Raw genomic sequence first — 25,815 nt, 5'->3', positions numbered from 1 at the left:
GGCGGGGGGATCATGCCGGCGCGCTGCTCCGCGGCGGTCTCCCCGACGCCCGGCAGCAGGTGCCCACACGTGTCCACGGTGACCTTGATGGTGCTGTGCCTCAGCACCTTGGACATCACGGCGACGTCCACGCCGGCCGCGATCATCAGCAACGCGGTGCCGTGCCGTAGATCATGCAGCCGGACGCGCCGTAATGGCTTCTGAGCGCCTTCAGGCTTCTGCGGGTCCCTCGGGACGCTCACGCCGTCCTGCAGCTCCAGGAACCGCGCTGTGAACCAGCTGGGCCGGATCGGCGTCCCGTCCTCCCGGGCGAACACGAATCCATGGTCCCGGTAGGCCTCGCCCCACGCCTCGCGTTCCTCGCCCTGAACCAATTGTTGGGGACGACCACTCCCCCACTGCGGCTCACCGACGACCAGAGGACCACCCTCTACGGTGCCGCCAGTTTCACGGTCACCATCGAGGACCTGCGCCCCGGGGACGTCGTGGCCGCCACCGACATCGACAACCACGCCAGCACCAAGGAACCCGTCACCATCACCGGCATCAGCGGAGACACCACCCTCGAGTTGCGGTACCGCAACGAACTGGTGACCGGCGAGGCAAGAAACGGTCCGAGTCCGAGGTCACCGTCCTGGACCGCACCCACGGAGCGCTGACCGGCCACGAACTGCTCACCCTCGCCCGGCCCGAAGCGGACCTGCCACCCCGAATGGGACTGCGCGAACTGCTTCATCCGGAGCCGACCGGCCAGCACGTCCTGTTCGACCTGCCCACCAAGGGTGAACTGGCCGGCGGACTCATCCCCGGGCGACTGCAGAACGTGGAGCAGGAGCACAAGACCGGGGCCATGGGACGACGGATCACCGTCAACCAGCTCGTCATCGAAACCCCCGACGGGGACAACCTGCGCATCCCCACGCAAAGCGGCGGGCATGCCACCGTGGTGAATCAATCGGTGAGCCTGGCCGAGTTGCGACTGGCTCCGGTCCCAGAGGCCACACCAGAAACCCCGGCGACGACGACAGTCCCGGCCGGGACCACTGTCACCGGGGACGTCTACCAACACTCCACCGGCTTCTCCCCCGGCACCGAATCGGAGCCTGCACAGCAGCCACGGCAGTCACCGCAACTGGACCCGGCCCTCGCTTACCAACTGCACGCCACCCCAGCCGTCACCAGCGCCTCGCGGGGTATGGCACGAGGCCCGGCCGCGCAAATACACCCCTGAGGTGTCCCTGTGATGCGTGAGGGTGGAGTGGCGGAACGGGAACGAGCCAAGGGGGCGCTAGCTTGGGCACCGCAGAACTGATCGGCTGGACAGGACTGGCCGTAGGCTTCGCCGGAGTTTTCGGCATCTTCGCCACGAACCGCGCCCTGCGCAGGCTGATAACCCTGGCGATGAACGCCGGCCTGATGGTCTTCGCCCTCCGTCGAGCTTAAGTACCCGCGGGCACGTGTCACCTGGACGGAGCGTACGAAGCAGACCTTCGCTACCGCGCCAGTTTGCCCCGCAAGCGCGCTAGCGGAATGAAGTGGTAACTCGATCCATGGAACGGGAAACATGCGCCTGTTCTCCGCGCACATCGTTGTGAGCCAGAAGATCCACCCCAGGTTGGAGCATCCACGATGCGCCGCGAATCCCTTCTCTACTCCGCCACCCCGCGTCACCAATCCGGAACCGAACCCATTCGAGGGTGTTAGAAATGGTCTGTGAATTGTAGCCATAGACTCGATGCGACGTCGTTCGCAGTGTGTGAACACATTCCCCTTGCATAAATCGGCTGGATAGGTATAAGCTGGCAAAACTAGATCAGAAGGGAGGCTCGCCGGGAGCCCCTCCATATCGGAAAGGCAAGATTATGATGAGGAACACCTGCCCCTACGGGGCTCCCAACGCCCGCGACTTGTGCGGACGGACTCTTTACTTGGTGGACATCGAGAACATGGTGGGCAGTAGTGCCCCCACGCGTAGCGAGGTCGCCCAGGTCGAACGTCGCATTTGCGCTGCAGTGCAGCCCTGTGCGGGCGACCACACCGTGGTCGCGGCCAGCCACCACAACGCATTGGCAATGAGTCTTGGCTGGACCGGAACGGCCCAGCGAAAGTGGCGCAGTGGGATCGACGGGGCCGACTTGGCTCTACTGGAGGCAGTCGCTGACATCCCTTGGATCGCCGAGCGATATCGCCGGGTCGTCATCGCCTCCGGGGACCACACGTTCACCTTCGCTGTCGCGTCGCTTCGAGCCGCCGGCGTGGAGGTCATCGTGATTCGCCCTGACATCGGGTTTTCTTCCGCCCTGCGCCGGGCAGCGGGACCCAACGTGGTCTCCCTGGGCTCGCGCCTCCCCGCCAACGTCGTCAACCTGTTCACTCACACGAAGGACGCAGCATGAGCACGCCCGCCACCCTCACCCTCACCCTCAGCGCCAGCGACATCGCAAAGCTGGCCGACGTCGGCCGCTCCACGGTCAGCAACTGGCGCAATCGTTACCCGGACTTCCCACAGCCTGTCGCAGGAGATACCACCAGCCCCCGCTTTACAAAAGCGGAGGTCGAGCAGTGGCTTGAGGACCACGGCAAGAAGGTCAAGGACATCTCCCTCGGCCGGCATCTATGGAGTGCGATGAACGGTATTCGCGGCGCTATTGAGGCCGAGGAAGCCGGAGCAATTGCGGCCGACCTGATCGTCTGGAGATACGTCTCCGACCGTGAAAGCGACGGCTTCGATGAGGCGCTACCAGCCGAGACGCAGTGGTCCCAGCTGGTCGGTTCGGGCATGTCCCGGGACACGGCGGAACTGATTCGCAAAGGCATGTGGGCCTGTGAGGAATCACATCCAGAACCTGCGCCTCTGTTCAACGCAATTCATTCCAACTCCCCCGGTTACGATCAGGCACGCGACCAGGAGTTGCTGCTGAGTCTGGCGCTTCCCGTGGTGGATCACCTTGGGCTCGAGCAGTTGGAAGAGGCCTTTGAGAGCTTCCAGGACCAGATCACCCGCTCGGTACGACGCGGTTACGATTCGGCGGCCACCAGTGACACGTTGGTGAAACTCGTGGCGACCCTCGCCAGTAGCATTCCCGGGCCGGTGCATGACCCCGCCGTGGGCTCGGGCCGGATGCTGATGGCCACGGCCCGTCACGGTGAGAATCGGACTGCACTCACCGGTCAAGACATCGATCCCCGTGCCGTCATCCAAGCGAACCAGCGCGCCTTGCTCGCTGGACACCCTCGGACCGACCTCCGACACGGTGACGTCTTCGCGATGGACCACTTCGACCAGGCACTGGCCCAGGTCGTGGTCATGGACCCGCCTTACGGGGTGAGAGGCCACAATACTGAACACCTCTACCTGGACCCCCGTCTGCCCTACGGCACGCCACCGAAATCCAGCATGGACTTGGCTTGGCTCCAACTGGCCACCTGGTATCTCGGGACAGGAGGACGCGCGTTCGTGCTCCAGCCGGCCGGCAGCGCGTTCCGGGGCGGGGCTGAGGCAAAGATCCGTGCTGCCATGCTGCAGGCCGGAACCATCGAGGCCATCATTGCCCTGCCCGCCGGGTTGGCCTCCCACACGCGGATACCGCTGAACCTGTGGGTCCTGGCGCGCCCCGGAGAGGTCAGCGACGCGGACCGGGTCCTGATGGTCGACCACAGCGAGACCAAGGACATCAACCCCGACGCCCTTGCCACGGCCCTGCAAGACTGGCGAGAGAACCGTACCGTTCCCACCGCTTTACCCGCCGAAGCCGTCTCCATCGCCGACATTCTTACGGTCGCGGACAAGACCGATGTGAACCCGCGCCGATGGCTCTCCTCTGGTTTGGACGCACCGGATCTGGAGAGCGTGCGGTCAACGGTCGAGTCGCTCCACCGCGCCACGTCCAGCGCCCAAGCGCTGACCCAGCTCACGGCCGAATCGATAGCCGCCGGCACGCAGACTCCGAAGCTCGTGTCGATCACTGACCTGGAAAAGGCTGGCAGCCTCGAGATCCTGCGGGCCCAGGAAACCATCCGGGAGGCCGACCACGGTACGGACGGCACTCCCGTCGCGTCCGGTGCCTGGATCCGCGGGGACGACGAACCGCGCACGGTCGAGCTCGGCCTGTTCAAGACGGACCCGACAATCACCCAGCCCGGGGACGTCCTGCTGCAGAACACCGGTGGACTGGCCACACGGGTGGACACCCACGGTGGGCGCGTGCTCACCACCAACAGCTTCCACCTGCTGCGTCCCCTCAGTGACAACTTGCGCCCTCAGTTCCTCGCGGAATTCATTGTCAGTGCGCACAACCGAAGCCAGGCACAGGGAGCTGCCGTCCAGCGCATCCGCCTACAGGACCTGAAGATCCCCCTGCTGCCGGTGGAGCAGCAGGACCACACCCTGGAACGCCTCGCCGAGATCCGCGCCCTCCAGGAATCCGCCAAGGCGATTTTGGACTCAGCCCGCCAAGCCCGGAATGCCCTCGTCGACGCAACCAGCGCCGGAACCATCAGCCTCGGTTAGTCCCCGGCGGCGACGCCGCCTTGCATGCCGCCGTGGGCTTGGCGTTGATCCACGAGACCGTCACGGAGGCCGGTCCCGCCGGCGGCGGGAATGGCATGTCCCCCTGACGACTAGGGTCAAGTCGTATTAGCTCAACGAAGGGAAGCAATGGCACCGAAGGGATTCGCGGACAAGGTTGCGTTCGTGTGGAAGGTGGCCGACAAGCTGCGTGGCACCTTTAAGCAGCACGAGTACGGCTCGGTGATGCTACCCCTGCTCGTACTGCGGCGCATGGATGCGGTGCTGTCGCCAACCAAGGACGCGGTCCTGGACCAGGCCGTCGCCAGCGGCGCCCTGAAGGCCGACCGCAAGACCCTGGGGAAGGCGGTCGGCGAGGGCGTCGACATGCTCCTCAAGCGTGCCTCGGGTCATCGGTTCTACAGCCTCTCCCCGCTGACGTTCGCCTCGATGCTGCAGAACGATAAGGAGCTGGCCGAACAGCTGGCCAGCTACATCCGCCGGTTGTCCCCGGATGCGTACACGGTGATGGAGTCGTACAACCTCGACGACAAGATCACCCGAATGGACCGCGCGGGCATCCTCTACCCCGTCATGGCGGACTTCGCCGACCTGGACCTGCGCCCCTCGGTGGTCAGCAATGAGGCGATGGGCTACATCTTCGAAGAACTGCTCCGGAAGTTCTCCGAGATGAGCAATGAGACCGCCGGTGAGCACTACACCCCACGGGAAGTCATCGACCTGATGGTCGAGCTGTTGTTGCACGGTCGCACGCATGCGGAACTGACCGAGAACCCCAAGCCGGTCCGCACCATCTACGACCCTGCAGCCGGCACCGGCGGGATGCTCATGGGCGCTCTGCACGGCATCACCCAAGCCAACCCCGACGCCAAGGTCCACGTGTACGGGCAGGAACTCAACGCCGAGACGTGGGCGATCGCCCAATCGGATTTGATGCTGCAGGACACCAACCCGCAACAGATGGCCCAAGGCAACTCCTTGACCCAGGACGCCTTCTCAGGGAAGAGTTTCGACTTCATCCTGGCCAACCCGCCTTATGGGGTGAAATGGTCGTCCTACGCGAAGCCCATTGTGGACGAGCACGAGAAACAGGGCTTCCACGGTCGCTTCGGCGCCGGTCTCCCGAGTGTCGCGGATGGATCGTTACTGTTCTTGCAGCACATGCTGTCCAAGATGAAGCCAACGGGTTCTCGGGTGGGCATCGTCTTGTCCGGATCACCGTTGTTCTCTGGTGCGGCTAGTTCTGGCCAGTCGGAGATCCGTCGGTGGATCCTCGAACAGGACTGGCTCGAAGGCATAGTCGCCCTGCCAGACCAGATGTTCTACAACACCGGTATCTCCACGTACGTGTGGATCTTGACCAACAACAAGGCTGCTGAAGACCGCGGCTTGGTCCGCCTCATCGACGCCCGGCAGCTGGGCACGAAGATGCGCAAATCTCTCGGAGACAAGCGCAAGGAACTCACCGCAGACGCGATCGCGCAAATCGCCCAGTTGTACGGCGGGGCGAAGACAGAGTTTGCCGACGATCCCAAGGTAAGAGTCCTGCCCCGGGAAAAGTTCGCCTTTCAACGCATCGTCGTCGAACGCCCCTTGAAACGGAGGTGGGAAGTCACGCCCGAGGCTGTCGCGGCCGCTCCCTTTGACGAGTACGCCCACCTTGTTGGGCGCCGTTTCGACACCGAGAGGGCTCTACTTACCGAGGTGAGTGACCTGACGGCCAAAGCGAAGAAGGCCTTCGCCACGGCCTGCGCTATCGCCGATCCTGAGGCGCAAGTCATCACCAAACGCAACGGGAAACCCGAGCCGGACCCAGAGCTGCGCGATCAGGAGAATGTGCCCGTTCCCGCCGGGTACTTCGACCTCGAGGAAGCCGGGCGAGACAAGGCCTTACGCGAGGCCGCCGAGACACACCTAATTCGTGTGGTCCATCCCTACGTCCCGGACGCATGGATTGACCACACCAAGACCAAGGTAGGCGTCGAGATTCCCTTCACTCGCCAGTTCTACATGTACGAACCTCCACGCCCCGTTGAAGACATCGCAGCAGAAGTCAAGGAACTTGAAGTGCAGATCCAGGAGTGGATGAAAGGACTGGGTCTGTGAAACTCAAGCATGTTGCGCACTTCGTGGCGGGTGGTACGCCCGACACAAATAATGAGCAGTTCTGGAGCGAGCAGGGAATCCCTTGGGTCTCGATCGGCGATATGAGTGCCGTTGACATCGTGACCTCAACCGCCAAGTCGCTTACGGAAGCAGGGGTAAGGAACCGGAGGCTCACACTGGGTGAACCCGGGACTGTCTTGTTCGCGATGTACGCGAGTGTGGGCGCGGTGGCAACGCTGGGTATCGCGGCCACTTGGAACCAGGCGCTGTTGGGCATTGTCCCCAAGCCACAGCGAGCAGACCCGAGATTCGTGGCGTACTGGTTGAAGCACTATGCGCCCGAAGCAGTAGCTGAGGCGCGCTCTGCGACTCAAGCCAATCTCAATGCTGAGCAAGTAGCAAACTTTCCGTTCACCGAGATGGACTTGGCCGAGCAGCGGCGAATCGCGGACTTCATTGACGACCGCGTTTCCCGGCTCGATCGCATCATCGCTGCTCGCCGGCGGCAAGCCCGACTGTTGCAGGAGACTCTCCCAAACCTCATAGCTCGTGAACTCAAGGCGCGTAGTGCGGGCATGCCTCAGTCGATCGAAACGGGATGGGAGGGACATCAGCTTCCAGAGGGCTGGCGCGCATCTACTCTTGGTCGAGTTCTGCGTCAGTTGACGAACGGGTACGTCGGACCGACTCGGGACATCTTGGTCGATGACGGGATCAGGTACATCCAAAGCGTCCATATCAAGAACGGAACGATCGACTTCGACCGTAGACCCTTTTACGTTTCGGAGGAGTGGCACGCAGCGCGTCGGCGAATCAATCTGAGAGCCGGGGACGTGCTGATCGTGCAAACGGGAGCTATCGGGCAGGTGGCGCTTGTGCCAGAAGGTTTCGGTGAAGCAAGTTGCCATGCGCTCTTGATCGCCCGAGCGAACTCATCGCTGATTTCTCCTGAGTATCTGGCCACCTTCCTGCAGTGCAACTTCGGCAAGCAGGCGATGTTAGCCAGAGCCACCGGCGCACTTCACCCGCACCTCGAGGCGGGAGTCCGGTCAACCCCCCTCCTCTTGCCTCCCCGAAGTGTGCAGGATCAGATTGTCGATCGAGTCCGGGAAGATCAACAAGTGGTCCGCGCTGGTATTCGTGACCTAGAACGCTCCATCGCCCTCCTTGCCGAGTACAAGTCCTCCTTGATCTCAGCGGCTGTGACGGGGCAGCTGGACGTGACAACCGCAGGCTCTACCATCCCGGGGTGATCTGATTGATCAACACGACTGAGGCGACGTTCGAGAGCAACATTGAGGCCCACCTGCTTTCGTGCGGCTGGGACGCGGTGCCTGCGTCATCGTACGACCGTGATCTGGGATTGTTCCCGGAGGAGGTCATCGCCTTCGTTCAGGCATCCCAGCCGAAGGCATGGGACACCCTTATTGCCCGCCACGGCGGTGAAGCCACCGCGCGGCAGCGGTTCCTCAAGGTCGTCGCCGACGCCATTGATCACCGCGGCACGATCAGCGTGCTGCGGGGCACGGTCAAGGACTCTGGGGTGACGGTGCGTATGTGCTGGTTCAAGCCGGCCAACACCCTCGCCCCCGAACTGCTGGAGCGTTACGCCGCCAACCGGCTCGCCGTGGTCCGCCAGTTGCACCACTCGGAGTCCAACCCCGCTGATTCGCTAGACCTAGTGCTGGTGATCAACGGTGTCCCGGTCGCATCTGCGGAGTTGAAGAACCCGCTGACCGGGCAGGGCCTGGAGCAGGCTATGGTCCAGTACCGTAACGACCGCAACCCCCACGACAAGATTTTCGCCAAGCGCATGCTCGTTCACTTCGCGGTCGACCCGCACCAGGTGGCAATGACAACGATGCTGGCGGGGCAGGACACCCGCTTCTTGCCGTTCAACCAAGGTTCAGCCGGCCCCGGGAGTCCGGGGTCGGCCGGCAATCCGGCCAGCAACGGCTATCAGAGTGCGTACCTGTGGGAGCAGGTGTGGGACCGCGACGCCTGGCTGGACCTGCTGGGCAACTTCATCCACACCGAGAACGGACGGGTTCTGTTCCCACGCTTTCACCAGTGGCACGCTGTTCGGTCCATTCTCGCCGCCACCTACGCCGATGGTGCCGGCGTCGACCGGCTGATCCAGCACTCGGCAGGGTCGGGCAAGTCGAACACCATCGCTTGGACGGCACACTCCCTCTCCCGACTGCACGATGCGGGCGACCAGCCGATCTTCGACAAGGTCGTAGTCATCACCGACCGTCGCGTGCTGGACAGGCAGCTGCAGGAAACCGTGGCCGGCCTGGACCACACGCCAGGCACGATCGTGCGCGTCGATCAGCACTCGTCCCAACTGAAGGAAGCGTTGGAGGGCAACGCCGCCCGCATCATCATCACCACGCTGCAGAAATTCCCCGTCGTCGCGAAGATTGCCGCCGAGGAAGCCGCCGAGGGGGAAGCCAAGGGCGTGGCCGGGCGCAGCTTCGCGGTCATCGTGGACGAAGCCCACTCCTCCACCACCGGGGATGCAGTCAAACAGCTGAAGACGGTCCTATCTGCCGGCGAGGACGCCCTCGAACAAGCCGAGGCCGTCGAGGCCGCAGCCGAGGCCGCCGACGAGCCCGATGACGCGCTGTTAGAGAGTGCCCGAAAGCGGGGCAAGCAGAAGAACCTCTCGTTCTTTGCTTTCACCGCCACCCCGAAGCCCAAGACCCTGGAGACCTTCGGTCAGCCTGGCCCGGACGGGATCAAGCGGCCCTTCCACACCTACTCGATGCGTCAGGCCATCGACGAGGGATTCATCCTCGATGTGCTGGCGAACTACACGACCTACGCGACGTACTACAAGCTCGCCACCGCCAGTCCACGCGTCGACCCGGAGCTCGACTCCTCCAAGGGCCGGGCGGCGTTAGCGCGGTTCGCCTCGCTGCACCCGTACATGATGGACGCCAAGGCCGAGGTAATCGTCGAGCACTTCCGACAGAAGACCGCCCACAAGATCGACGGACAGGCCAAGGCGATGGTCGTCACCCGCTCCCGACTGCACGCAGTCCGCACCCAGGCCGCCATCGAAAAATACATACAACGCAAGGGCTACGACCAAGGACCACACCCCCTGCGCGCCCTGGTCGCGTTCTCCGGAACGGTAACCGACCCGGACGCGCCCGAGCTGGCCTACACCGAACCGATGCTCAACGGCTTCCCCGAGGCCCAACTGCCCAAGCGTTTCCGAGAAGACTTCCAGGTACTGGTCGTCGCGGAGAAGTACCAGACCGGGTTCGACGAGCCGTTACTGCACACCATGTATGTCGACAAGAAGCTCTCCGGGGTCAAGGCCGTCCAGACCCTCTCCAGGCTCAATCGGACCCACCCCGGCAAGCAGGACACCTTCGTCCTCGACTTCGCCAACACCGCCGAAGAGATCCAAGCCGCCTTCGAGCCGTTCTACGAACAGTCGATGGCCCAGCCGACCGACCCGAACGTGCTGTACACGATGGAGCACGACCTGATGTCCGCCGGCGTACTCGCCGTGGACGAACTTTCCGCGGCCACGAAGGCACTGCTCTCGGATGACCCGGCCGAGCAGCCGGTGATCTACGCCAACCTCCACCCCGCGGTGGGACGGTTCTTGTCGCTGGAGGAAGACGCTCAAACAGAGTTCCGAGCGCGCTTGACGCACTTCTGCAGGGCGTACGCGTTTGTCGCTCAGGTCATGCCATGGCCGGACGCGGATCTTGAGCGGCTCTTCCTCTACGGCAAGCTGTTACTGCACGAATTGCCGGCGCTGGATTCCGACCCGATGCCGCAGCTGAGCCACTCGGTGCAGCTGACCCACCTGCGGTTGGCCGTCACCGGAGAAGGAGGCATCGCCCTGGAAGCCTCCGAGGAACCGGGAAGCGCTCTGCCTGGCGAGGGGAAGGGGTCGGCGACCGACCCCGTGCTGGACAAGCTGTCCGCACTCATCGAAGTGATGAACGAGAAGTACGGCGCCGACCTCGGCGAGGCCGATAAGGTCTGGATCGACCAGCAACGGACCGTCGTCATGGAAGACGACGAAATGGCCGTGGTGGCATTGCACAACGACCGCAACCAGTACCAGCTCGTACTTGAGGAGAAGGTCAAGGAACTCCTCCTTGAACGCCACGAGAAGAACGGTGAACTATTCAGCCAGTTCTTCGCCAACCCCGACTTCCAACAGATGCTGCTGGGTTACCTCGGCGGCACCTACGACGAGTTCCGACGGAGGTCGAGTTGACATGGCAGATACACACGAGACCGGCGGAGCTGTCGACGTCGATGCGCGAGTCACCGAAGTCGTTGACCTACTGCAGCGGAAGTTCCCTGGCGGCCCGCCAACCGACGAAGACGTGCGGCAACAAGGCTTCCACTGGTCCACGGCACAGTGGCGCAAGCGGTGGCCATCAGAACTGACACTGCCGGAGCAACTCCATGAGGAGGCACCGACGCGGCCCTACATCACCCGTCAGGACGTCTTCGAGCGAGCCAAGCGGGTCGAAACGCCCTCCGATGCTGTCGAGCTGTTCCTGCTCATGGCCGCATGGGGCACCGGCACCAAAGCCCGCAGTATCGCCCGTGTCGTCCCGGTCCTACATCAGGACGGTGCCCCTGAGAGGCTCCTGTCCTCCACCCGTGCAGCACAGGAAGGGGATCCGGTAGAGGCGTACCGCCGCCTGTACTCCTATAAACACGACCGCATCAAGCACCTAGGGCCGGCGTTCTTCACCAAGTGGCTTTACTTTTCTGCCCACGACCTCTCGGAGTCAGATTCCTCGCCAGCCCCGCTAATCCTCGACAAGCGAGTAGCGGAGTCGCTGGGTTGGCCCCCGCATGGCTGGTCGGCGACTAAGTACGGCGAATACCTCAACCTTTCGACTGCGGTCCGTGACGCCTGGGCGCCGAACGAGCCGACACACGTCATCGAGTACGCCCTGTTCAAGCCGCAGGACCTTTGAGAAGACACTGCGGACCACGCGGCGTGAGTCTCTACAGGGACTCACCGCAGCTCATGCAGGTAGGTTCACCGTCCTCGTAAATCATTCCGCAGCAGTACTTTGCGCCGCCCCCATCGTCATCTCCCCATTCGCAGCCGAGTTCCTTGTGAACAGTGAGGCCTTGCGGGTAACCGAAATCAATGTCACAGGTGGGGCAGACATAAGAAGCCATGAGGCGGTCCTTCCAGGTCGACCGTTGACCAGCAACGGCTTGAATGCTCAGGACTGCAAGTAAACCCTGCCGCCGGGTGCAACAGAGATAGTTACCGCTCCCGGCCGGCAGGAATCACTCGGGGCTGCCTTCATCGAAGTAGTCGCATTTGTCGCACTCACATGTAGCCACGTCGCATCGCCCATTCTTATCTTCATAGCGAAGCCTCAAATGGCCACACTTCGGACAACCCCAGTAGTCACTCATGCTGTTCACCATAACGAGCCGCATTGAACGCTGCATCAATGCCAATGCCAATCACTGAGAGAGCCCCCGCTCCCGCTTCACGTGCCGGCCGCACGCCACTCCACCCGTATCAACAATCGTTCCTTTGATGAGACTCCCGACGAGCCGCCAGACGCCTTCGAGCATCCGCAATGGAGGCCCTCACCTTTGCAACGACCTCATCGAGCACGTAGCCAGGGTGCACCTCAATGAGTGTGCAGCCGTTCTCCTCACACCGCTGCCGCTTGTAAAAGTCGCGCATCTGACCGTCCTCGAACGCCTCCTCGCCACCGAAGAACTCAACCGGGCGTGTGTGCTGGGCGCCCTGGTACTCGATGCCGATGTTGTGGTCGGGCAGGTAAATATCCAGGCTCTGGGGCCTCAGCCACCATGGTCGAAACTGGTGCAAAATCTTCTCGTCTGGGAAAGCATCCCGGATCCGCTCAAATAGTGCTCGCTCCGAAGGCCACCGCTCCCCCACCCGGTGAACCCCCGCCTTGTCGCGGGCGGTGTTCTCGGCATCGCGCAGGACAGCCCGCAGTCGCGCTTCCATGAGACCCGCATAGGCACCACAATTGGCCCAGGGTCCCGGCCACTCGACTTCCTCTTCATAGCCGGGGTGCCGCCCAAACGCCAGGGGCGGATCAACCGTCATGCCGTACTGGCTCCCCCTCGAGAGCAAGACCTGAACGTCCTGGTGCGTGTACGTCTGCACAACATCATCTTGGATGCTGGCCGATACATCTTGGATCGTTCCTTCCGCGGTCAGCCTCAACCAGAAGTCCTCAACGATACTCAACCCCCGCTCGGTGTGGAAATCATCGAGCAGTCTCTGGAGTTCCTCGAACATTGCGGATCCGAGTCCCCTGAAGCCCTTCTGTGTGAATCCCCCCGGGGCCCACCTCAGCACTTGCCACGCCGTCAGCTTCGGATGGCCAATATGCGGCGCCAGGGAAAGGTGGTGAGAGGGGTGGGGCTGCGTGCCGAGAGTGAAATATCCGGACGCGAAATCCCCCTCCAGAAAGTAAAAATCGGCCAATGCGGAGTTGGCGAAGTAGGGGGCCCCAGCGCCTTCGTAGGCATCGATCAGCATCTTCAGTTTGCGCCTAGCCTCTATTGGGTCCGATCGGCGCTCGTCCAGCAGCTCGTAGAACAGTACGTGGAAATATCCCCACTGTCCCTGCAGGTCCACCGGGTCACCGGCGATCAAGGACGGGAGGAAGGTGCGCTGGTAGAACGGCTTCTGCAGACGGTTCATTAGTGGCGGTTCAACGTCCGCTTGGAACTTCGGCACCCTGCGTGGGGGCGTGGTTTTATCCGGCGTTTCCTCCGTCGAGTTGCTCATTCTGCTGTTTCCTCAGCCTCTGCGGACCCGACAGGTTGGCGCAGGTACTGGTAGAGCGTTTCTCGGCTGATTCCATACTCGCGCGCCAGGCCAGTCTTCTGCTCTCCGGCCTCGGCCCGCTGTTGCAACTCCGCGGCCTGCCCGGGGGTCAGGGACTTCTTGCGTCCGCGGTAGGCGCCGCGCTGCTTGGCTAGGGCGATACCTTCGCGCTGGCGTTCCCCGATCACGGAGCGTTCGAACTCGGCGAAGGCCCCCATGACCGACAGCAAGAGGTTCGCCATCGGGGAGTCCTCTCCAGTGAAGACCAGGTGTTCCTTAGCGAACTCGACCCGCACTCCCTTGCCGGTGAGGGTGCGGACGAGGGAGCGCAGGTCGTCCAGGTTTCTCGCCAGCCGGTCCATGCTGTGCACCACGACGGTGTCCCCGTCGCGGGCGGAGCGGAGCAGCTCGGCCAACTCGGGGCGGTTGGCGTCCCGGCCGGAGGCCTTGTCCGTAAACACCCGGTCCAGGACCTCCCCTTCGAGCTGACGTTGCTCGTTCTGGTCCAGGGTGCTCACCCGCACGTACCCGATTCGCTGACCCGCCATCTGAGCCTCCAACCCCGGAACTGTCAGGTTGAAATCTAAGACCCACGGACCGCCATGTCAATAAAGATAAAACCCGACCCTATTCTGACACCCAGAAATATGTGCGCCTGACGTCAGGCTGGGGTGTACCCCAGTCTGACGTCACGCCACCTACTGCACCGGGGACACCGGTTTCGCCACCACCCCATCACCAACAAGGACTTAGGGCAGCGAAGCATGACCGACAAAACCGCAAATTAGCAAACGAATTCGCGGATACGATAGCTCCTGATCTCATAGCGGCTTGCCCTGTCTACATCGGCGGCTGTCAAAGCCGGTGGAAGGATAGGTATGGACAACTCAGGTGCAGAGCGAACTCGCGGAACAGCTTGGCGAATCTGGGATTTGCACATCCATACGCCGGCATCGATGGTTCAGCAGTACGGCAGTGAATCCGAAGAGACGTGGGCGCGTTTTATTGATGAGTTGGAGGCTCTGCCCACGGACATCAGTGTTATAGGCATCAACGACTACTGGTTCCTCGATGGCTATAAGCGGGTCCTCGCGGCCCGAGATCACGGCAGGCTGAAGAACGTGGAAGCAATCTTCCCCGTAATCGAAGTACGCCTAGACCAGTTCGGCGGCACTGCCGGGAAGCTGTCGCGCGTCAATGGCCATGTGATCTTCGATCCAGAGCTTGATCCAGAGCTAATCCAAACTCAGTTCCTAAACGCGCTCCAGCCCAGAGTCAAACTGTCTCCCGGCCACGACGCGCTGGGGTGGCAGGGGGTTATCACCAAGGCGTCACTGATCGATCTTGGGGAAAGGATCAAGAAATCTGTCCCTGAGGAACAACTCGGCAAGTATGGTTCTAATCTTCAAGAAGGATTCAACAATCTCAACGTCGCGCTAGATGACGTCCAGGCAATACTTGACGGCCCGTACTTCAAAGGCAAAGCCTTGATAGGAGTAGGCAAGACCGAGTGGGCCGACATCAAGTGGAATGACCAATCGATTGCTGCAAAAAAGAACGTCATCAATTCAGCCCACTTCATATTCACGGCTTTTGAGGATACCGCTCGTTGGGAAGCTGACGTTGAGTCCTTGCGATCAAGCAAGGTGAACCATCGACTTCTTGATTGCAGCGACGCTCATCACTTCTCAGGTTCTGACCAGCACATGCGACTCGGCGCTTGTCAGACTTGGATGAATACAACTCCAACGCTTGCAGGTCTTGCTTACGCCCTTGAAGAATTTGAGCGCCGAGTATTCGTGGGACTTGAACCGCCAGCACTCGTGCGCGTCCGCAAAAACCCCGAACGGTTCATTTCGAGAGTAAGAGTGCAGTCGGACAAAGAGGAATACAAGCTTTTCGACTACGAAATACCGCTCAATGCCGGATTTGTGGCAGTTGTTGGAAACAAAGGCCAAGGCAAGTCTGCACTGCTTGACTGCATTGCCTTAGCCGGAAACTCTTCACGCAACCGAGAGTTTGCATTCTTGACGCGGACACGTTTCCTAGGATCCAATAACGCCAAAGTGGCGAAGGAATACTACTCCGAGTTGGAGTGGGCAACTGGCGGAAGACGCCGCGTTCAGTTAAATGATGAGCATGACAGGTCAGCTCCGATCTCTATCGAGTACCTGCCTCAGGCATTCGTTGAGCGCGTTTGCAACACCGACCCTGCTACTGGAGATTCCGACGAGTTCGAGCGCGAGTTACGGGCTGTCCTCTTCACCCATATTGGGGAGGAAGATCGCTCGGGCGAGAAAACCTTCGATTCCCTTCTAGCGCAGAAAACGCGCGCGTCTCAAAACGACATTGACCGGCTACGCGACGATTTACGTACGGCCGTTGACTTGTATGTATCGCTCGCCACGTTCCGGGCGGACAACTTACTGTCTGAAGTCGACGGACGCCTCGCCCTCAAGAAAGCCGAGGTGACGGCGGCTGAAGATGCGTTCAAAGCCGCGCAAGAGGCACTGAATGAGGTCGACGCTGCCAGTCGTGACAACGACCAACTCGCAGCCCTGAAGACGCGTTCTGAAGAGATCGAGGTGGCGCGTGCGGAACTACTAGCCAAGCGAGTCGACAACGAACAGCGTCAGGCAGGGTTTCGGAAGGCATCGTCCGAAATGGATGCCGTCGCCCAGCGAGCTGAGGCCTTGCGGGCGGATGCTGTTGACATCAACACAGAAGCCGAGGCTCTTCTAACAACGGGGGTCGAGCCGTATGTCGCCGTGACGATCAACCACGCGCGGTACGACTCCTGGCTACAGGCCATCGAGGCCGATCTTGGCATCTCAAAAGCGGAACACGATGTACTCGTTCGAGACATTGCAGCGCTAGATGGAGAACGTCTTGAAAACGCTTCCGCACTGGCCGCGGCCGATGGTGCACGTGAGCGCGCCCGCCAGCGCGTCCTTCAGTCCGAGGAGCGATTGTCTGACCTCATCGGAAGCGAGGGTGACGCGGAATCATTCGCAGGGCTCGAAGCGCTTCGTGCGCGTATCAAGAAAGCACCAGCAGAGATGGGCGTCCTTCGTGATGGAATCATCGAGCAGGCCGGACGGATCCATGCAGCACTTGGTACCCAACTCCAAGCTGTAGAAAGCTTGTACGCGCCGGCGTCTAACTTCATCGCAAATTCCGATGTTGTTAAGAACGCCGGCCTTCAGTTCAACGCTGAGTTGCGAATGCTTCCGACTTGGCAAAGCGTAGTAAGTGCCCTAGATGGCAGGCGCAATGGAGATTTCCCCGATTGGCTCTCCGACTTGCCTCAACGAGTCGAGGATACGAGCTGGGAGCAGCTTTCTGTCCAGCTCACGGAGGCCCTCCGGCGCTTGGAGCACGAGCGCGCAGAACTGGATTCCGTATACAGGAATCCTGCTCACGCACTTCGCAGCACCACCACGTTGGACGACTACCTGATGAACATGTTCGATTTGTCGTGGCTCGAAGTTCGATTCGGGCTGACCGGCGACGGGCTTCCTCTTTCGCAGCTGTCACCAGGCCAACGCGGCCTGGTACTGGCACTCTTCTATCTCGTAGTGGACCGCCGCACAACACCGCTTCTCCTCGATCAGCCCGAGGAGAACTTGGACAATGAGACCATCTCTTCCAAACTCGTCCCAGCAATTCATGAGGCTGCGGGTAGAAGGCAGACCATAGTAGTAACCCACAATGCAAACCTCGCCGTTGTCGGAGACGCCGATCAAATCATTCACTGCGAACTCCGCAGCCAGCGATTCACCGTCAAGAGCGGCAGTATCGCCAAGCTCGACGTCGCCCAGTTCGCCTTGAACGTATTGGAAGGAACCAAGCCCGCGTTTGACAATCGTCGACACAAATACGAGGCATTCCCTGAGTTGACGTAACGCTCTGTTTAGCCGGCGCATACGCGCACTGATCGTTCTGCCTAGCCTCCGCATCCAGTACCGTCAGGGCTGGCTAATAGGATGCGAGGATGATTCAGAGGTGAGGCGCCCGGGCTTGCTGTAAGGTCCTCGCCCCCCTTCCAACGAGTCGCTCAAAGGCTGAAATGGACGCATAAATTTGGGGAAACGCCAAATTCGAAGGACTCGCGCCCGCCGTCCTCGTGTCTTGCAACCGACGTTGAAGACCCGATCCCCGACCCGTGGTTCCAATACGTAGATACAAGACACCACTGGGGCGGACGCGCCGTCGGCAATCCGCGGTTGACCGAACGCTCGTGAAAGTGCCGTACGAGACGTCTTGCAACCCTTGGGTTGCGAGACGGCCCGGATGCACGCATATGGCCACCATGTAACCCCTGGCGAGAGTCGAAGCCCTCTGGACTGTACGTTGACAGGCATGGCCACTCCGAATGCACCGACGGATAACTTCAGCTGGCTTCCCGAGGAATTGGAAAGTGTTGCTTCGCGGCTGGCAAGGGCTGACGAATGCGCCTTTAACATCGGAGACGTGGCGTCCAAGTGGTCCGCAGATGGCCCCTTGGGCTTTGAGCAGGTACGCCGCGGGGGGCAGGTGCAGACCTTCCTAAAATCCGTGAAGCCTGTACCTCCTGTCGTGACTCTGCTGTTCAGCGAGGCCGTGAATCATCTCCGGGCCGCGATCGACAACGTCATCTGGTATCTCGTCGAGCGGGAACACGGCCAGCTGAGCGGCTTCAAGGCAACCTTGGTCAACATGCCGATCCACGAGTCTCTAGAGGCCTTCGACAAGTGGACGAAGCGGAGGGTGAAAGAGGGGATCACAGTCTTTGGTCCTGGCACCCCGCTGGGCCGCCGTCTGCGGATACTCCAGCCGTATGTCGATACGAAGAGTGATGTGCCGTCCATGAGCGAGGCCCTGGCCGCAATGATGGGTCACAAGGTTGAATACGCGCAGCCTCTCCGTCTCTTGCAGGCGTATTCGAACGAGGATAAGCACCGCGCCATCCGGGTCGCCGCAGCCAGAACCTTCAGCTCTACGGACGCAAGTCCTTTGGCCGAACAGAGTCTCTATCACCAGGAACTGAAGGTGGGCGACCCGATGGGACCCCCCGCACCCTGGGGCCAGGTCTCCATTCTGGAAACCAACACGGCCCTGATGATCCAGCGACCAGACCCCTTCGCTGCCTGGGTCAATCCCGTCAATGACCTCAACGCAATGCGGCGCCACGTGAGCCAGGTCGTTGTTCCGGTATTGCTGACGGGCCTGCAGATGACGGACGGGCTGCCGCCTCAGATCGATCTCGGTGACAACGGGCTGTCCAACCGCGAACGTCTAGCCGCCGCGTCCTGGGATGGCGCTGACACGCGTCTGATGAGCCTCGTTCGGGAACGGTACCACGAAGCCATAGGCAGGGGCGTGCAGTTCACCCCCGTCGCGAACGGCACCGATGCTACTGACGAAGAACCGCAAGATGGCATGAGGTAACGCCGATCAGGACTCTCGACTCGAAAAGGTGAGCTCGGAGCGACGTCCGCTTCCCTCCTTAGGCTTTGGGCATGACACAGATCATTCGCCCCGTAAGGGGAAAGATTCAAATCAGACGGTTGCCGTACCGGCCGAAGGGAGGGAACTATGACCTGCTCAAATCCATCTGCGGCGAACGGACCCACCCAGACTGGAACGCGGACCTTAAGTACTTTGAGGTGGCACGAGCACACCTCGGAAAACTGATTGAACAACTCCCCAACGAGATTGGTCGCCCGGTTGAAGTCGTTCTCTACGGGGCAGCGCAAACACTGTGTGTTTCGGCTTGCTGGGATGCCAGCCCTCACACAATTTGGGACTGCGTGTGTTCGTGCGCAGGAAAGAACCATGGTTCGGGCCGCCCGCTGCCCCAGCGAGTGGCACCCGACCTGTCCGTCGATACGGAGTACACAACTGAGAGCTATTGGGTCCGACCGAATCCTTAGGCATGGGCAGGACAGAGCGGCAGTCACTTGGCCGGGTGGCCCTTCGCCGACAAGGATTTATCGTGCGGCTCATCCTGCTGGCAGGTTGATTGTTCCCAAACTATGTTGATCGAGGGAATGTCAGGATGAAGCTAGACGCGCACCAGCTTCAAGAGCGATGCCCATCATCTTCCGGCCGCTTTTCGGTCTGCCTTCAGTCCCCTGCCGAACTCCTTGAGCCCGGCCCAGGCAATTGGGCCGAAGATTACGATGCCAACTACAGACGCGATGAGCGTGACTACAAGAACCCATGGCTCGCCCACGGTTATGGCAGACGCGAGAGCCCGGACAAGGGCGATCAACACGATCCCACCATTGACAGCTCGCAATGTCCTGAGTGATTGCAAGGACATATCTCGCTTGACCGGCTCCTTGAGGAACAGCCAGGCAGCAAGACCTGCAACTCCTACGTCGAAGAGGGGAACCCAAGAATGGTTCTCTGTGGTCGACCACCAAACGAACCAGAGAACCACCGCAGCACCGAAGAGTATGAGGCCCATGATGAAAGGATTAGCGCTCCGCTTGACGGACGTTGTCTCTGTGCTCATCCCCTAAGAATGATCCATCGCTAGCTTTGCCCAAGCCAAATACACATTTTGCGACTTTACCTGTCCCACTCTTCCCCATCCCGGCCACGGCGCGGGCCGGACACGATGACCTGCTCGTCGGCAGTCGGACGGCCGGGTCTACTGATTTCAAGGTTGATCCAGTTATCCGACAGCCCGGACACCAGGGCCTCGTGCCGGGCATCGCGGTTGTCCGTCCGGTTCTCCGGGCTCGGGTGCAGGGCAGCGTAGGCGGCCTGGTGGTACCGAGCGGTGTTGTCCTTCTCGGTGGGGGCCTTGCCCAAGGGTGTGTCGGCGTCGTCTTGTCCGGACGCGGCGCGCCACACGAGCACGTCGGCGGCCGCGGCGCGGCGGTCGGCCGGGTCGGGGTGGTGCTGGGCGAGTTCGTCGTACCAGGCCGGTGGGTCAGCCTCGATCCGTTCCAGTCGGCCGTCGAGCTCTCGGTGGATGTGGGCCACGAGGTCGGCGGTGACCTCGCGCTGAGTCTCGGGCTGGCGCTGGGGCATGGATAGCGGCGCATCCTCGTGGCGTGGGGGGCAGCGGGCCAGGGTCTCTGGCACCGCATCCTCGGGACCGACCTCGCCCTCGTGGTGCAGGGCGGGGTCGGCCTTGACCAGTTGCGGCCAGGTCGCGGCCTCGGTCAGCCGGGCCACGGTCTCGGGGTCGTCTCCGTAGGTGGACTGCACCCACTCATGCGTGCGCGCGGAGCGGGCGGCCCAGTGGAGGTAGTCGAGTTCGTGGACCATGCGGCCCAGGCCGTTGGCCCAGGCCCGTTGTTGGTCGCGGACCTCGTGGGCGGTGTGCTCGGCGGATTCACATTTGAGGACGCCCTCGAGGACGGTCACCGGATGTTCGGCCGGTGGGGTCTCGGTGAGCAGTCCCCACTCGTCCGGGGAGTGCGCCTCGTGATCGACCCCGAAGTCGACGTAGGCGTGGTTGGCCTGGCGTCCGCGGGTCATCGCCACGTAGAACAACTCGCGGGACAGGCCAGCCTTGGCGACGGCGTGGGCCGAATCCACGGTGACGCCCTGGGAGCGGTGGGCTGTGGTGGCGTACCCGAGTTCGATGGAGCTGGCCAGGTAGTCCGGGTCCAGGGTGAGCACTCCCCCGGTGGTCTCCGAGAACCAGTTCAGCGACTGGCTTTGCAACCACCGGGAAGAAGACCTTCGAGCCATCCCTGCGTTCGGTCTTTTTCGGGAGGTCATGTCGGGTCTCCACCTGAACAAATCCAGGAAATGGACCAACAACGATCTGGTCGACCTCATGTACCTGACAAGTGCAGCCGCCTACGCTGACTATGTAGTTGCGGAGCGACCCATGGCAAGTCAGATTGCCCAGGCACAATTGAGACTAGGCAGGAAAGTGAACGTCTACAGACGGCTGCCTGACCTGCTTGAAAAAAAGGAGAGCCTCTCTGTCGACGATTCCAAGCCGGCCGCCATATAGAGTCTTCGTTAACGACTTCCTCAATTACCAACCCAGAGCAGGAGAAAAATATAATGACAGAGCAGCCCACCAACGGATGGACCAGTTCAGACGAAACCGTCTTGGCGCAAGAATCCAGAAAGTCGTTCGACACACTCAATTTTGATGCGCCCCCCGTAGCCACCGTCTCGCTACAGGCCTTGGCTGGGGATAGGACGTCGGACACTGGTTCCAACGGCAAGTGATACCGACTTCTTGGACAGCGTTCCTGCTGTTCATCATGTTCGTCACGCCGGGTCTTGCCTTCGACTACTTCAGCCAAAGGCGACGTCCAAACGCGGACGAATCCATCTTTCGGGAAAGCAGCAGGGTCGTACAAGCGTCCGTCTGGTTCGCGTTTCCAGGCGTGACCCTGGCCATTCTTCTCTGGTGGGTACTTGACAGACAGAAAGTTCCGCAACCAAGCGAAATTGTCGACGGCGGGGTTTTCGTCGAACTCGGATGGGGTTTTCCACTTGGACTCGTGGCATACCTCGCCGGAAGTGTGGGTACGGCTTACCTGACGGACCTCTGGCTTAGGCGAAAGCACGGCGCCACCCTTACATCTACTCATTCCCAGTGGGTTCAAGCCTTCAAGCGTGATCGGCCAGAAGCAACGCAGACCTACGTGCGTCTCAAGACTGATTCCGGTGATGAGTGGAGTGGCCTGGTCAAGCACTACTCCGCGGATTTCGAGGTAGCTGGACGCGAGATCATCTTGGCCCCCCCGATTTCCCACCGAAGTCCTGCGAATTCAGACCCTGAACCTGTCGAGCACCTTGCCGAACTCGTTGTCCGAGGAGATGCAATTGAGTCGATTCAGGTGATCTATGTTCCGTTGCCGCCGCAAACTTTGGTGACAGAGACCTAGAACAGGGTTGGGATTCCTGGTAGTTGCCAGCCAGCATTGCCCGGCCGCGGGACGCTACGCGCTCTTGGGCCAAAACTTGTGAGCGGAATTGCTGTTCGGGCCGGGCTTTGGACAAACTGGGACGAGAGCCTGCGGGAGCTTAAGAGCAGAGTCGGAAAGGAAAGCCCCGCCGAATGGTCCGGAATTCAACTTCAGTTCATGAGGTAACTGATGTATTCAGGATCATCCGAACTTTCCGTTCATGGCGGCGTAGGTGATGGCCTCGACCGCTCCGCTTGTTGAGGCGGTAAAGCCGACAAGCCCCAAACTAGCCGCGGCTCTCTTGAACACGCCGGCCTTCTTCACCACTTCACCACTTCACGGGTCTCGGGGTTCGGAACTTTCAACACCTCCTCCAGATCATTCAGTGCCGCCAGCACCTCACGGACATCCTGACCGCTGACCTCGTTGGCCTCTTGGCGGAGACCCGCGAGGAGTGAAAGCAAATCATCGGTGCTTGCTCCCTCGGCATGGGCATAGGCCTTATTGCCGATTGCCAGAGGTCCACTGCTCTGGTGTACATGAGTGACGTACTGAACGCCGCCGCCCTGTGGGCGACGGTCTCGTCCACCTTTTCCTTCGGAGGAAGCAACCCGAGTGGCGTGTCCACAGTCAGGTCAGCCACCATCTCGGCCATTGTTGTCCTGATTTGATCTACCATCCCGGAGATCGGTGATCCGCCTATGGAAAACTTCAGACCAACTATCTCCTGACCTCACCCCAGCGTCTTATTCCACTGGTCACGTGCCACAGCCAGTGCCGGACTGCCGAAGGCCAGCGAAGAGTCTCCCGCCAGGGCTTCCAACTCTTTGGCAGGTTGACGGAACATCAGCTTCTCGGGTACGAACTCGCGCGCTTGCTGAGGAAGTTGCTCGCGAACGTACTAGATGCCCCGGGCATGACTATAGCCACTTACCAAGTCGACCATGAGTGCCGGTGTACCAACTTCCCGATAATGGGGTAAATCGTCCTCAAAGCCGTAACCATGAAGTTCGTTCTGCGCCCAATCGCGGAGTGCTTGAGACTTCGTGTCGGCACCGAGGAATATGCACTTGCGGAGCAGCCCGGCAAAGGGCTCAGACTCGTCCAGCACGGCATTACGGAGAGACTGAAGGAGGGAATCATCCATGGCCCTGATCGTAGGCGAGCTGCACTGGACGTCGCGCCGTCACTCTGACTGATCCCGGCGACGCTTGGTCCCAACTGTGGCCAATCTGTGGCCACAGGCGCAGTAACGTCGCAACACGAGGAGACACGGGACAGACTCAAATGCGCGTGATTCCGGGGAAATTGGGGCACGGCGAGACTGCCGGGAACCCGACATTCCGGGGTAGCCAAAACTTGAAAACCAGTGTGCGGTAGCCCCGTGCCAAGGGATTCGAGTCCCTTACCAACCGAGCGTTAACCGGTGACATCAGGCACTGCAACTAACGTCCTCTCTGCCGAACCATCGCCCATACAGCCTGGGCCGCGGCCTCAGCATCACCGAGGGTACGGGCCCGCCCATCCGGATCCTGGCCGGCTTCCGCAGCGATCGCGGTGCCCCACTGCACCGAGGACAGTTGCAGTCCCAACACGAAGATGTGCTCGTGAACGGTGCCGTCGGCACGCTTGAGCCGGTGGGGTCGCTCCGTGACATCGAACCCCCGCCCCGGCAAGGGTTCGCCGTCCTCGTCCTCCACCGTGTGGGGAACAGCGGTCCCCTCGGCCAGCAGCGAGCGCACCAGAGCGGACTCGGCCTGCTGTACCCGGTTGGGCGGCATCATCGCCTCGATCAGCCAGGTTCCCCGGTGGACATCTTGCGCGTCTTCGTCACCGGCCACCTGTGGTGAGGAGACGGCGAACTCTGGGCGGCCGGCGTCGGGCTCGAACTGCGGGTCCGGACCCACGAACCGGACCAGGCCCGCGCGCTCCAGGGCCAACAGCTGCTCCACGCGCACCAAGGGCGGCCCGGAGGACAGACCCTCCACGAGCGTCTCGAACCAGCCGGAGACATCCCGCAGCACCGAGGCGTCAGTGAGCCGCTGCTCGGCCACCAGCTGCTTCACCATCAACCGAGCGGCATGCAGCGTCCCGATGGCCACCATGAGCGGTGAGTCCTCACCGGCGGCGGCCTCCGCGCAGGCCCCCTGAAGAAAGCCGACGACCTCCCGCTGGTAGTCCTCACCCGAGTCGAACACTTGCCCCTCGAAAGGTCGCGCCAGCGTGCGAATGTCCAGGAACGGCATCCCGGGGGCGTAGTGCTGCAGCAACGCCTGAGCTTGGTGACTGATGACCGGCTCACCGCGGGCCGCCGACTCCAGCAACCCGACCAGCGCCGCCTGGAACTCCGCCGCCGGCCCCGGTCCGCCGAGAACGTCGGGGCGAGTGCGCGCCATCGCGTTGTAGTACGCGCGCACCACGTCCCGGTGGATCAGCGGCCACAGGTGAATCATGAAGTCCAGCGGCCCATGCTCGGCGTGCAGGGCGCGGACCGCCTCCGGAACCAGATACTTCAGGGACACCGCGCGCGGCACGTAGGAGTCCAGCTCGGCCCGCGGCAGGTAGCAGACGCCCCGTCGCGAGGCCGGGTGCAGCACCGGTTCCCGCCCCGAGGGCACATAGCGCAGTGACTGCCCCGGGCCCGCCCCGGTCTCCTCGAAGCGTCCACCGCGGCCCAGTGTCAGTTCCGCCAGCCCGTCGAAGAAGTTCAGGCCCATCCCCCGCACCAGCACGTCGGCGCCGGCGGGAACAGCGTCCCAGTCGAGGTCACAGGGGATGTTCGGCCCGCGATAGCCCAGTCCCCGTTCCGCCGCCGCGTCGGCCAGCCGATGCTGCTCCCGGGTCAGCCGAGCCGGGACGTGCCCCACCGAGAGCACGACGGCATCGGCCTCCACCGTACCGCCCTCACGCAGAGTCAGCTTGGAGCGGTTCTCCGGCAGCGTCTCCAAGTGCACCACCTCGTCCTGCCGCCACTCCACCCTCCCGACGGCGGCGCTGGCCTGCAGTGCCTCGGTCACCTCCCGGTAGGCGTCGGTCAAGTACTGCCCGTAGACCGCTCTCGGCGGATAGTCGGTGCGGTCCAGCACCTCCGCTCGGGCCGGATTGGCCTGGCGCCATTGATCGAAGGTCTGCGCCACCGACGACGGTCGGAGCCCCGGAGTGCCCGCTGCGGCCACGGTCGGGAAGAAGGACGGGGTGTTCATCAGGAACTGCCCGGACTGCGTGGTTCGCCAGACGTGCCCTGCTCCGGGCGAGTAAGGGTCGATGACGACGATATCGACGAGACGTTGCGGTGGGGGCGTGCTCTCGGCGGCCTGCTCAGTGTCCTGTCCACCGGCTTGTTCATCGGCCTGCTCGATGGCGGCCAGCAGACGCTCCAGAAACGAGGTCCCTCGCGGTCCGGCCCCGACCACGGCAACGGTGAGATGCTCGGGCTCGGCGTGGGGCGGCATGGCAGGAAATCCTCTCTGAGTGGGTGA

At 61.8% G+C, this 25,815-nt stretch carries 19 protein-coding genes; 12 read left to right on the top strand and 7 right to left on the bottom strand.

Annotation, left to right across the window (positions count from 1 at the left end):
* Window positions 1–323 precede the first annotated feature (323 nt).
* From ACFQQD_RS06430 to ACFQQD_RS06390, 9 genes are all read left to right on the top strand, one after another.
* The gene (locus tag ACFQQD_RS06430; RefSeq protein WP_378087411.1) at window positions 324–659 is read left to right on the top strand and encodes a hypothetical protein; all 336 of its coding nucleotides are present in this window, start codon (window positions 324–326) and stop codon (window positions 657–659) included.
* A gap of 53 nt (window positions 660–712) precedes the next feature.
* Window positions 713–1,231 carry a hypothetical protein gene (locus ACFQQD_RS06425; RefSeq protein ID WP_378087409.1) on the top strand — a complete coding sequence of 173 codons (519 nt, stop codon included), beginning with the start codon at window positions 713–715 and terminating at the stop codon, window positions 1,229–1,231.
* Between the two features lie 62 nt (window positions 1,232–1,293).
* A complete protein-coding gene (locus tag ACFQQD_RS06420; protein WP_378087407.1) occupies window positions 1,294–1,443 on the top strand; it encodes a hypothetical protein in 150 nt (49 codons plus the stop codon).
* 419 nt (window positions 1,444–1,862) lie between these two features.
* Window positions 1,863–2,396, top strand: a complete 534-nt coding sequence (locus ACFQQD_RS06415) for an NYN domain-containing protein (protein WP_378087406.1) — start codon at window positions 1,863–1,865, stop codon at window positions 2,394–2,396.
* Window positions 2,393–4,510, top strand: coding sequence for an N-6 DNA methylase (locus tag ACFQQD_RS06410; RefSeq protein WP_378087403.1), 2,118 nt, complete (start codon window positions 2,393–2,395; stop codon window positions 4,508–4,510). The genes ACFQQD_RS06415 and ACFQQD_RS06410 overlap by 4 nt, the downstream gene beginning before the upstream one ends.
* Before the next feature lie 147 nt (window positions 4,511–4,657).
* Window positions 4,658–6,634, top strand: coding sequence for an N-6 DNA methylase (locus ACFQQD_RS06405; protein ID WP_378087401.1), 1,977 nt, complete (start codon window positions 4,658–4,660; stop codon window positions 6,632–6,634).
* On the top strand, window positions 6,631–7,887 hold the full coding sequence (locus ACFQQD_RS06400) for a restriction endonuclease subunit S (protein WP_378087399.1): 1,257 nt from the start codon (window positions 6,631–6,633) through the stop codon (window positions 7,885–7,887). The genes ACFQQD_RS06405 and ACFQQD_RS06400 overlap by 4 nt, the downstream gene beginning before the upstream one ends.
* 5 nt (window positions 7,888–7,892) lie before the next feature.
* A complete protein-coding gene (locus ACFQQD_RS06395) occupies window positions 7,893–10,883 on the top strand; it encodes a type I restriction endonuclease subunit R (RefSeq protein ID WP_378087397.1) in 2,991 nt (996 codons plus the stop codon).
* Window position 10,884: 1 nt separating this feature from the next.
* Window positions 10,885–11,601, top strand: coding sequence for a hypothetical protein (locus ACFQQD_RS06390; RefSeq protein ID WP_378087395.1), 717 nt, complete (start codon window positions 10,885–10,887; stop codon window positions 11,599–11,601).
* Between the two features lie 566 nt (window positions 11,602–12,167).
* Here the strand turns inward: ACFQQD_RS06390 and ACFQQD_RS06385 are convergent.
* Together ACFQQD_RS06385 and ACFQQD_RS06380 are read right to left on the bottom strand one after the other, a co-directional pair.
* Complete coding sequence (locus ACFQQD_RS06385) at window positions 12,168–13,421, bottom strand: hypothetical protein (RefSeq protein ID WP_378087393.1); 1,254 nt, start codon at window positions 13,419–13,421, stop codon at window positions 12,168–12,170.
* The gene (locus ACFQQD_RS06380; RefSeq protein ID WP_378087391.1) at window positions 13,418–14,008 is read right to left on the bottom strand and encodes a recombinase family protein; all 591 of its coding nucleotides are present in this window, start codon (window positions 14,006–14,008) and stop codon (window positions 13,418–13,420) included. Before ACFQQD_RS06380 ends, ACFQQD_RS06385 begins: the two co-directional genes overlap by 4 nt.
* 330 nt (window positions 14,009–14,338) lie before the next feature.
* Here ACFQQD_RS06380 and ACFQQD_RS06375 point away from each other — a divergent pair, with 330 nt between their 5' ends.
* Window positions 14,339–17,365 (top strand): TrlF family AAA-like ATPase, encoded by a 3,027-nt coding sequence (locus ACFQQD_RS06375; RefSeq protein ID WP_378087389.1) that lies wholly within the window; start codon window positions 14,339–14,341, stop codon window positions 17,363–17,365.
* A gap of 457 nt (window positions 17,366–17,822) precedes the next feature.
* Window positions 17,823–18,890, top strand: coding sequence for a hypothetical protein (locus ACFQQD_RS06370; protein WP_378087387.1), 1,068 nt, complete (start codon window positions 17,823–17,825; stop codon window positions 18,888–18,890).
* Window positions 18,891–19,539: 649 nt separating this feature from the next.
* On the opposite strand, the gene ACFQQD_RS06365 is transcribed toward ACFQQD_RS06370, so the two are convergent.
* Window positions 19,540–19,962, bottom strand: a complete 423-nt coding sequence (locus tag ACFQQD_RS06365; RefSeq protein ID WP_378087385.1) for a hypothetical protein — start codon at window positions 19,960–19,962, stop codon at window positions 19,540–19,542.
* Window positions 19,963–20,018: 56 nt separating this feature from the next.
* Window positions 20,019–21,185 (bottom strand): hypothetical protein, encoded by a 1,167-nt coding sequence (locus ACFQQD_RS06360; RefSeq protein WP_378087383.1) that lies wholly within the window; start codon window positions 21,183–21,185, stop codon window positions 20,019–20,021.
* A 461-nt stretch (window positions 21,186–21,646) separates the two neighbouring features.
* Between ACFQQD_RS06360 and ACFQQD_RS06355 the strand changes: the two genes are divergently transcribed.
* A complete protein-coding gene (locus ACFQQD_RS06355; protein ID WP_378087381.1) occupies window positions 21,647–22,315 on the top strand; it encodes a DUF6338 family protein in 669 nt (222 codons plus the stop codon).
* A gap of 341 nt (window positions 22,316–22,656) precedes the next feature.
* On the opposite strand, the gene ACFQQD_RS06350 is transcribed toward ACFQQD_RS06355, so the two are convergent.
* The 3 genes from ACFQQD_RS06350 to ACFQQD_RS06340 form a co-directional block, all read right to left on the bottom strand.
* Entirely contained in the window at window positions 22,657–22,800 is a 144-nt protein-coding gene (locus ACFQQD_RS06350) for a hypothetical protein (RefSeq protein ID WP_378087379.1), read from the bottom strand.
* A 437-nt stretch (window positions 22,801–23,237) separates the two neighbouring features.
* Window positions 23,238–23,483: a hypothetical protein gene (locus tag ACFQQD_RS06345; RefSeq protein ID WP_378087377.1), complete on the bottom strand. Its 246-nt coding sequence runs from the start codon at window positions 23,481–23,483 to the stop codon at window positions 23,238–23,240.
* A gap of 298 nt (window positions 23,484–23,781) precedes the next feature.
* A complete protein-coding gene (locus tag ACFQQD_RS06340) occupies window positions 23,782–25,788 on the bottom strand; it encodes an FAD/NAD(P)-binding protein (RefSeq protein WP_378087375.1) in 2,007 nt (668 codons plus the stop codon).
* Window positions 25,789–25,815 lie beyond the last annotated feature (27 nt).

Origin of the sequence: Citricoccus sp. GCM10030269 (assembly GCF_042665635.1) — a bacterium.
Classification (GTDB): Bacteria; Actinomycetota; Actinomycetes; order Actinomycetales; family Micrococcaceae; genus Citricoccus.
The sequence above is the reverse complement of the archived record's forward strand: the minus strand, read 5'-3'. Positions and strand labels throughout refer to the sequence as shown.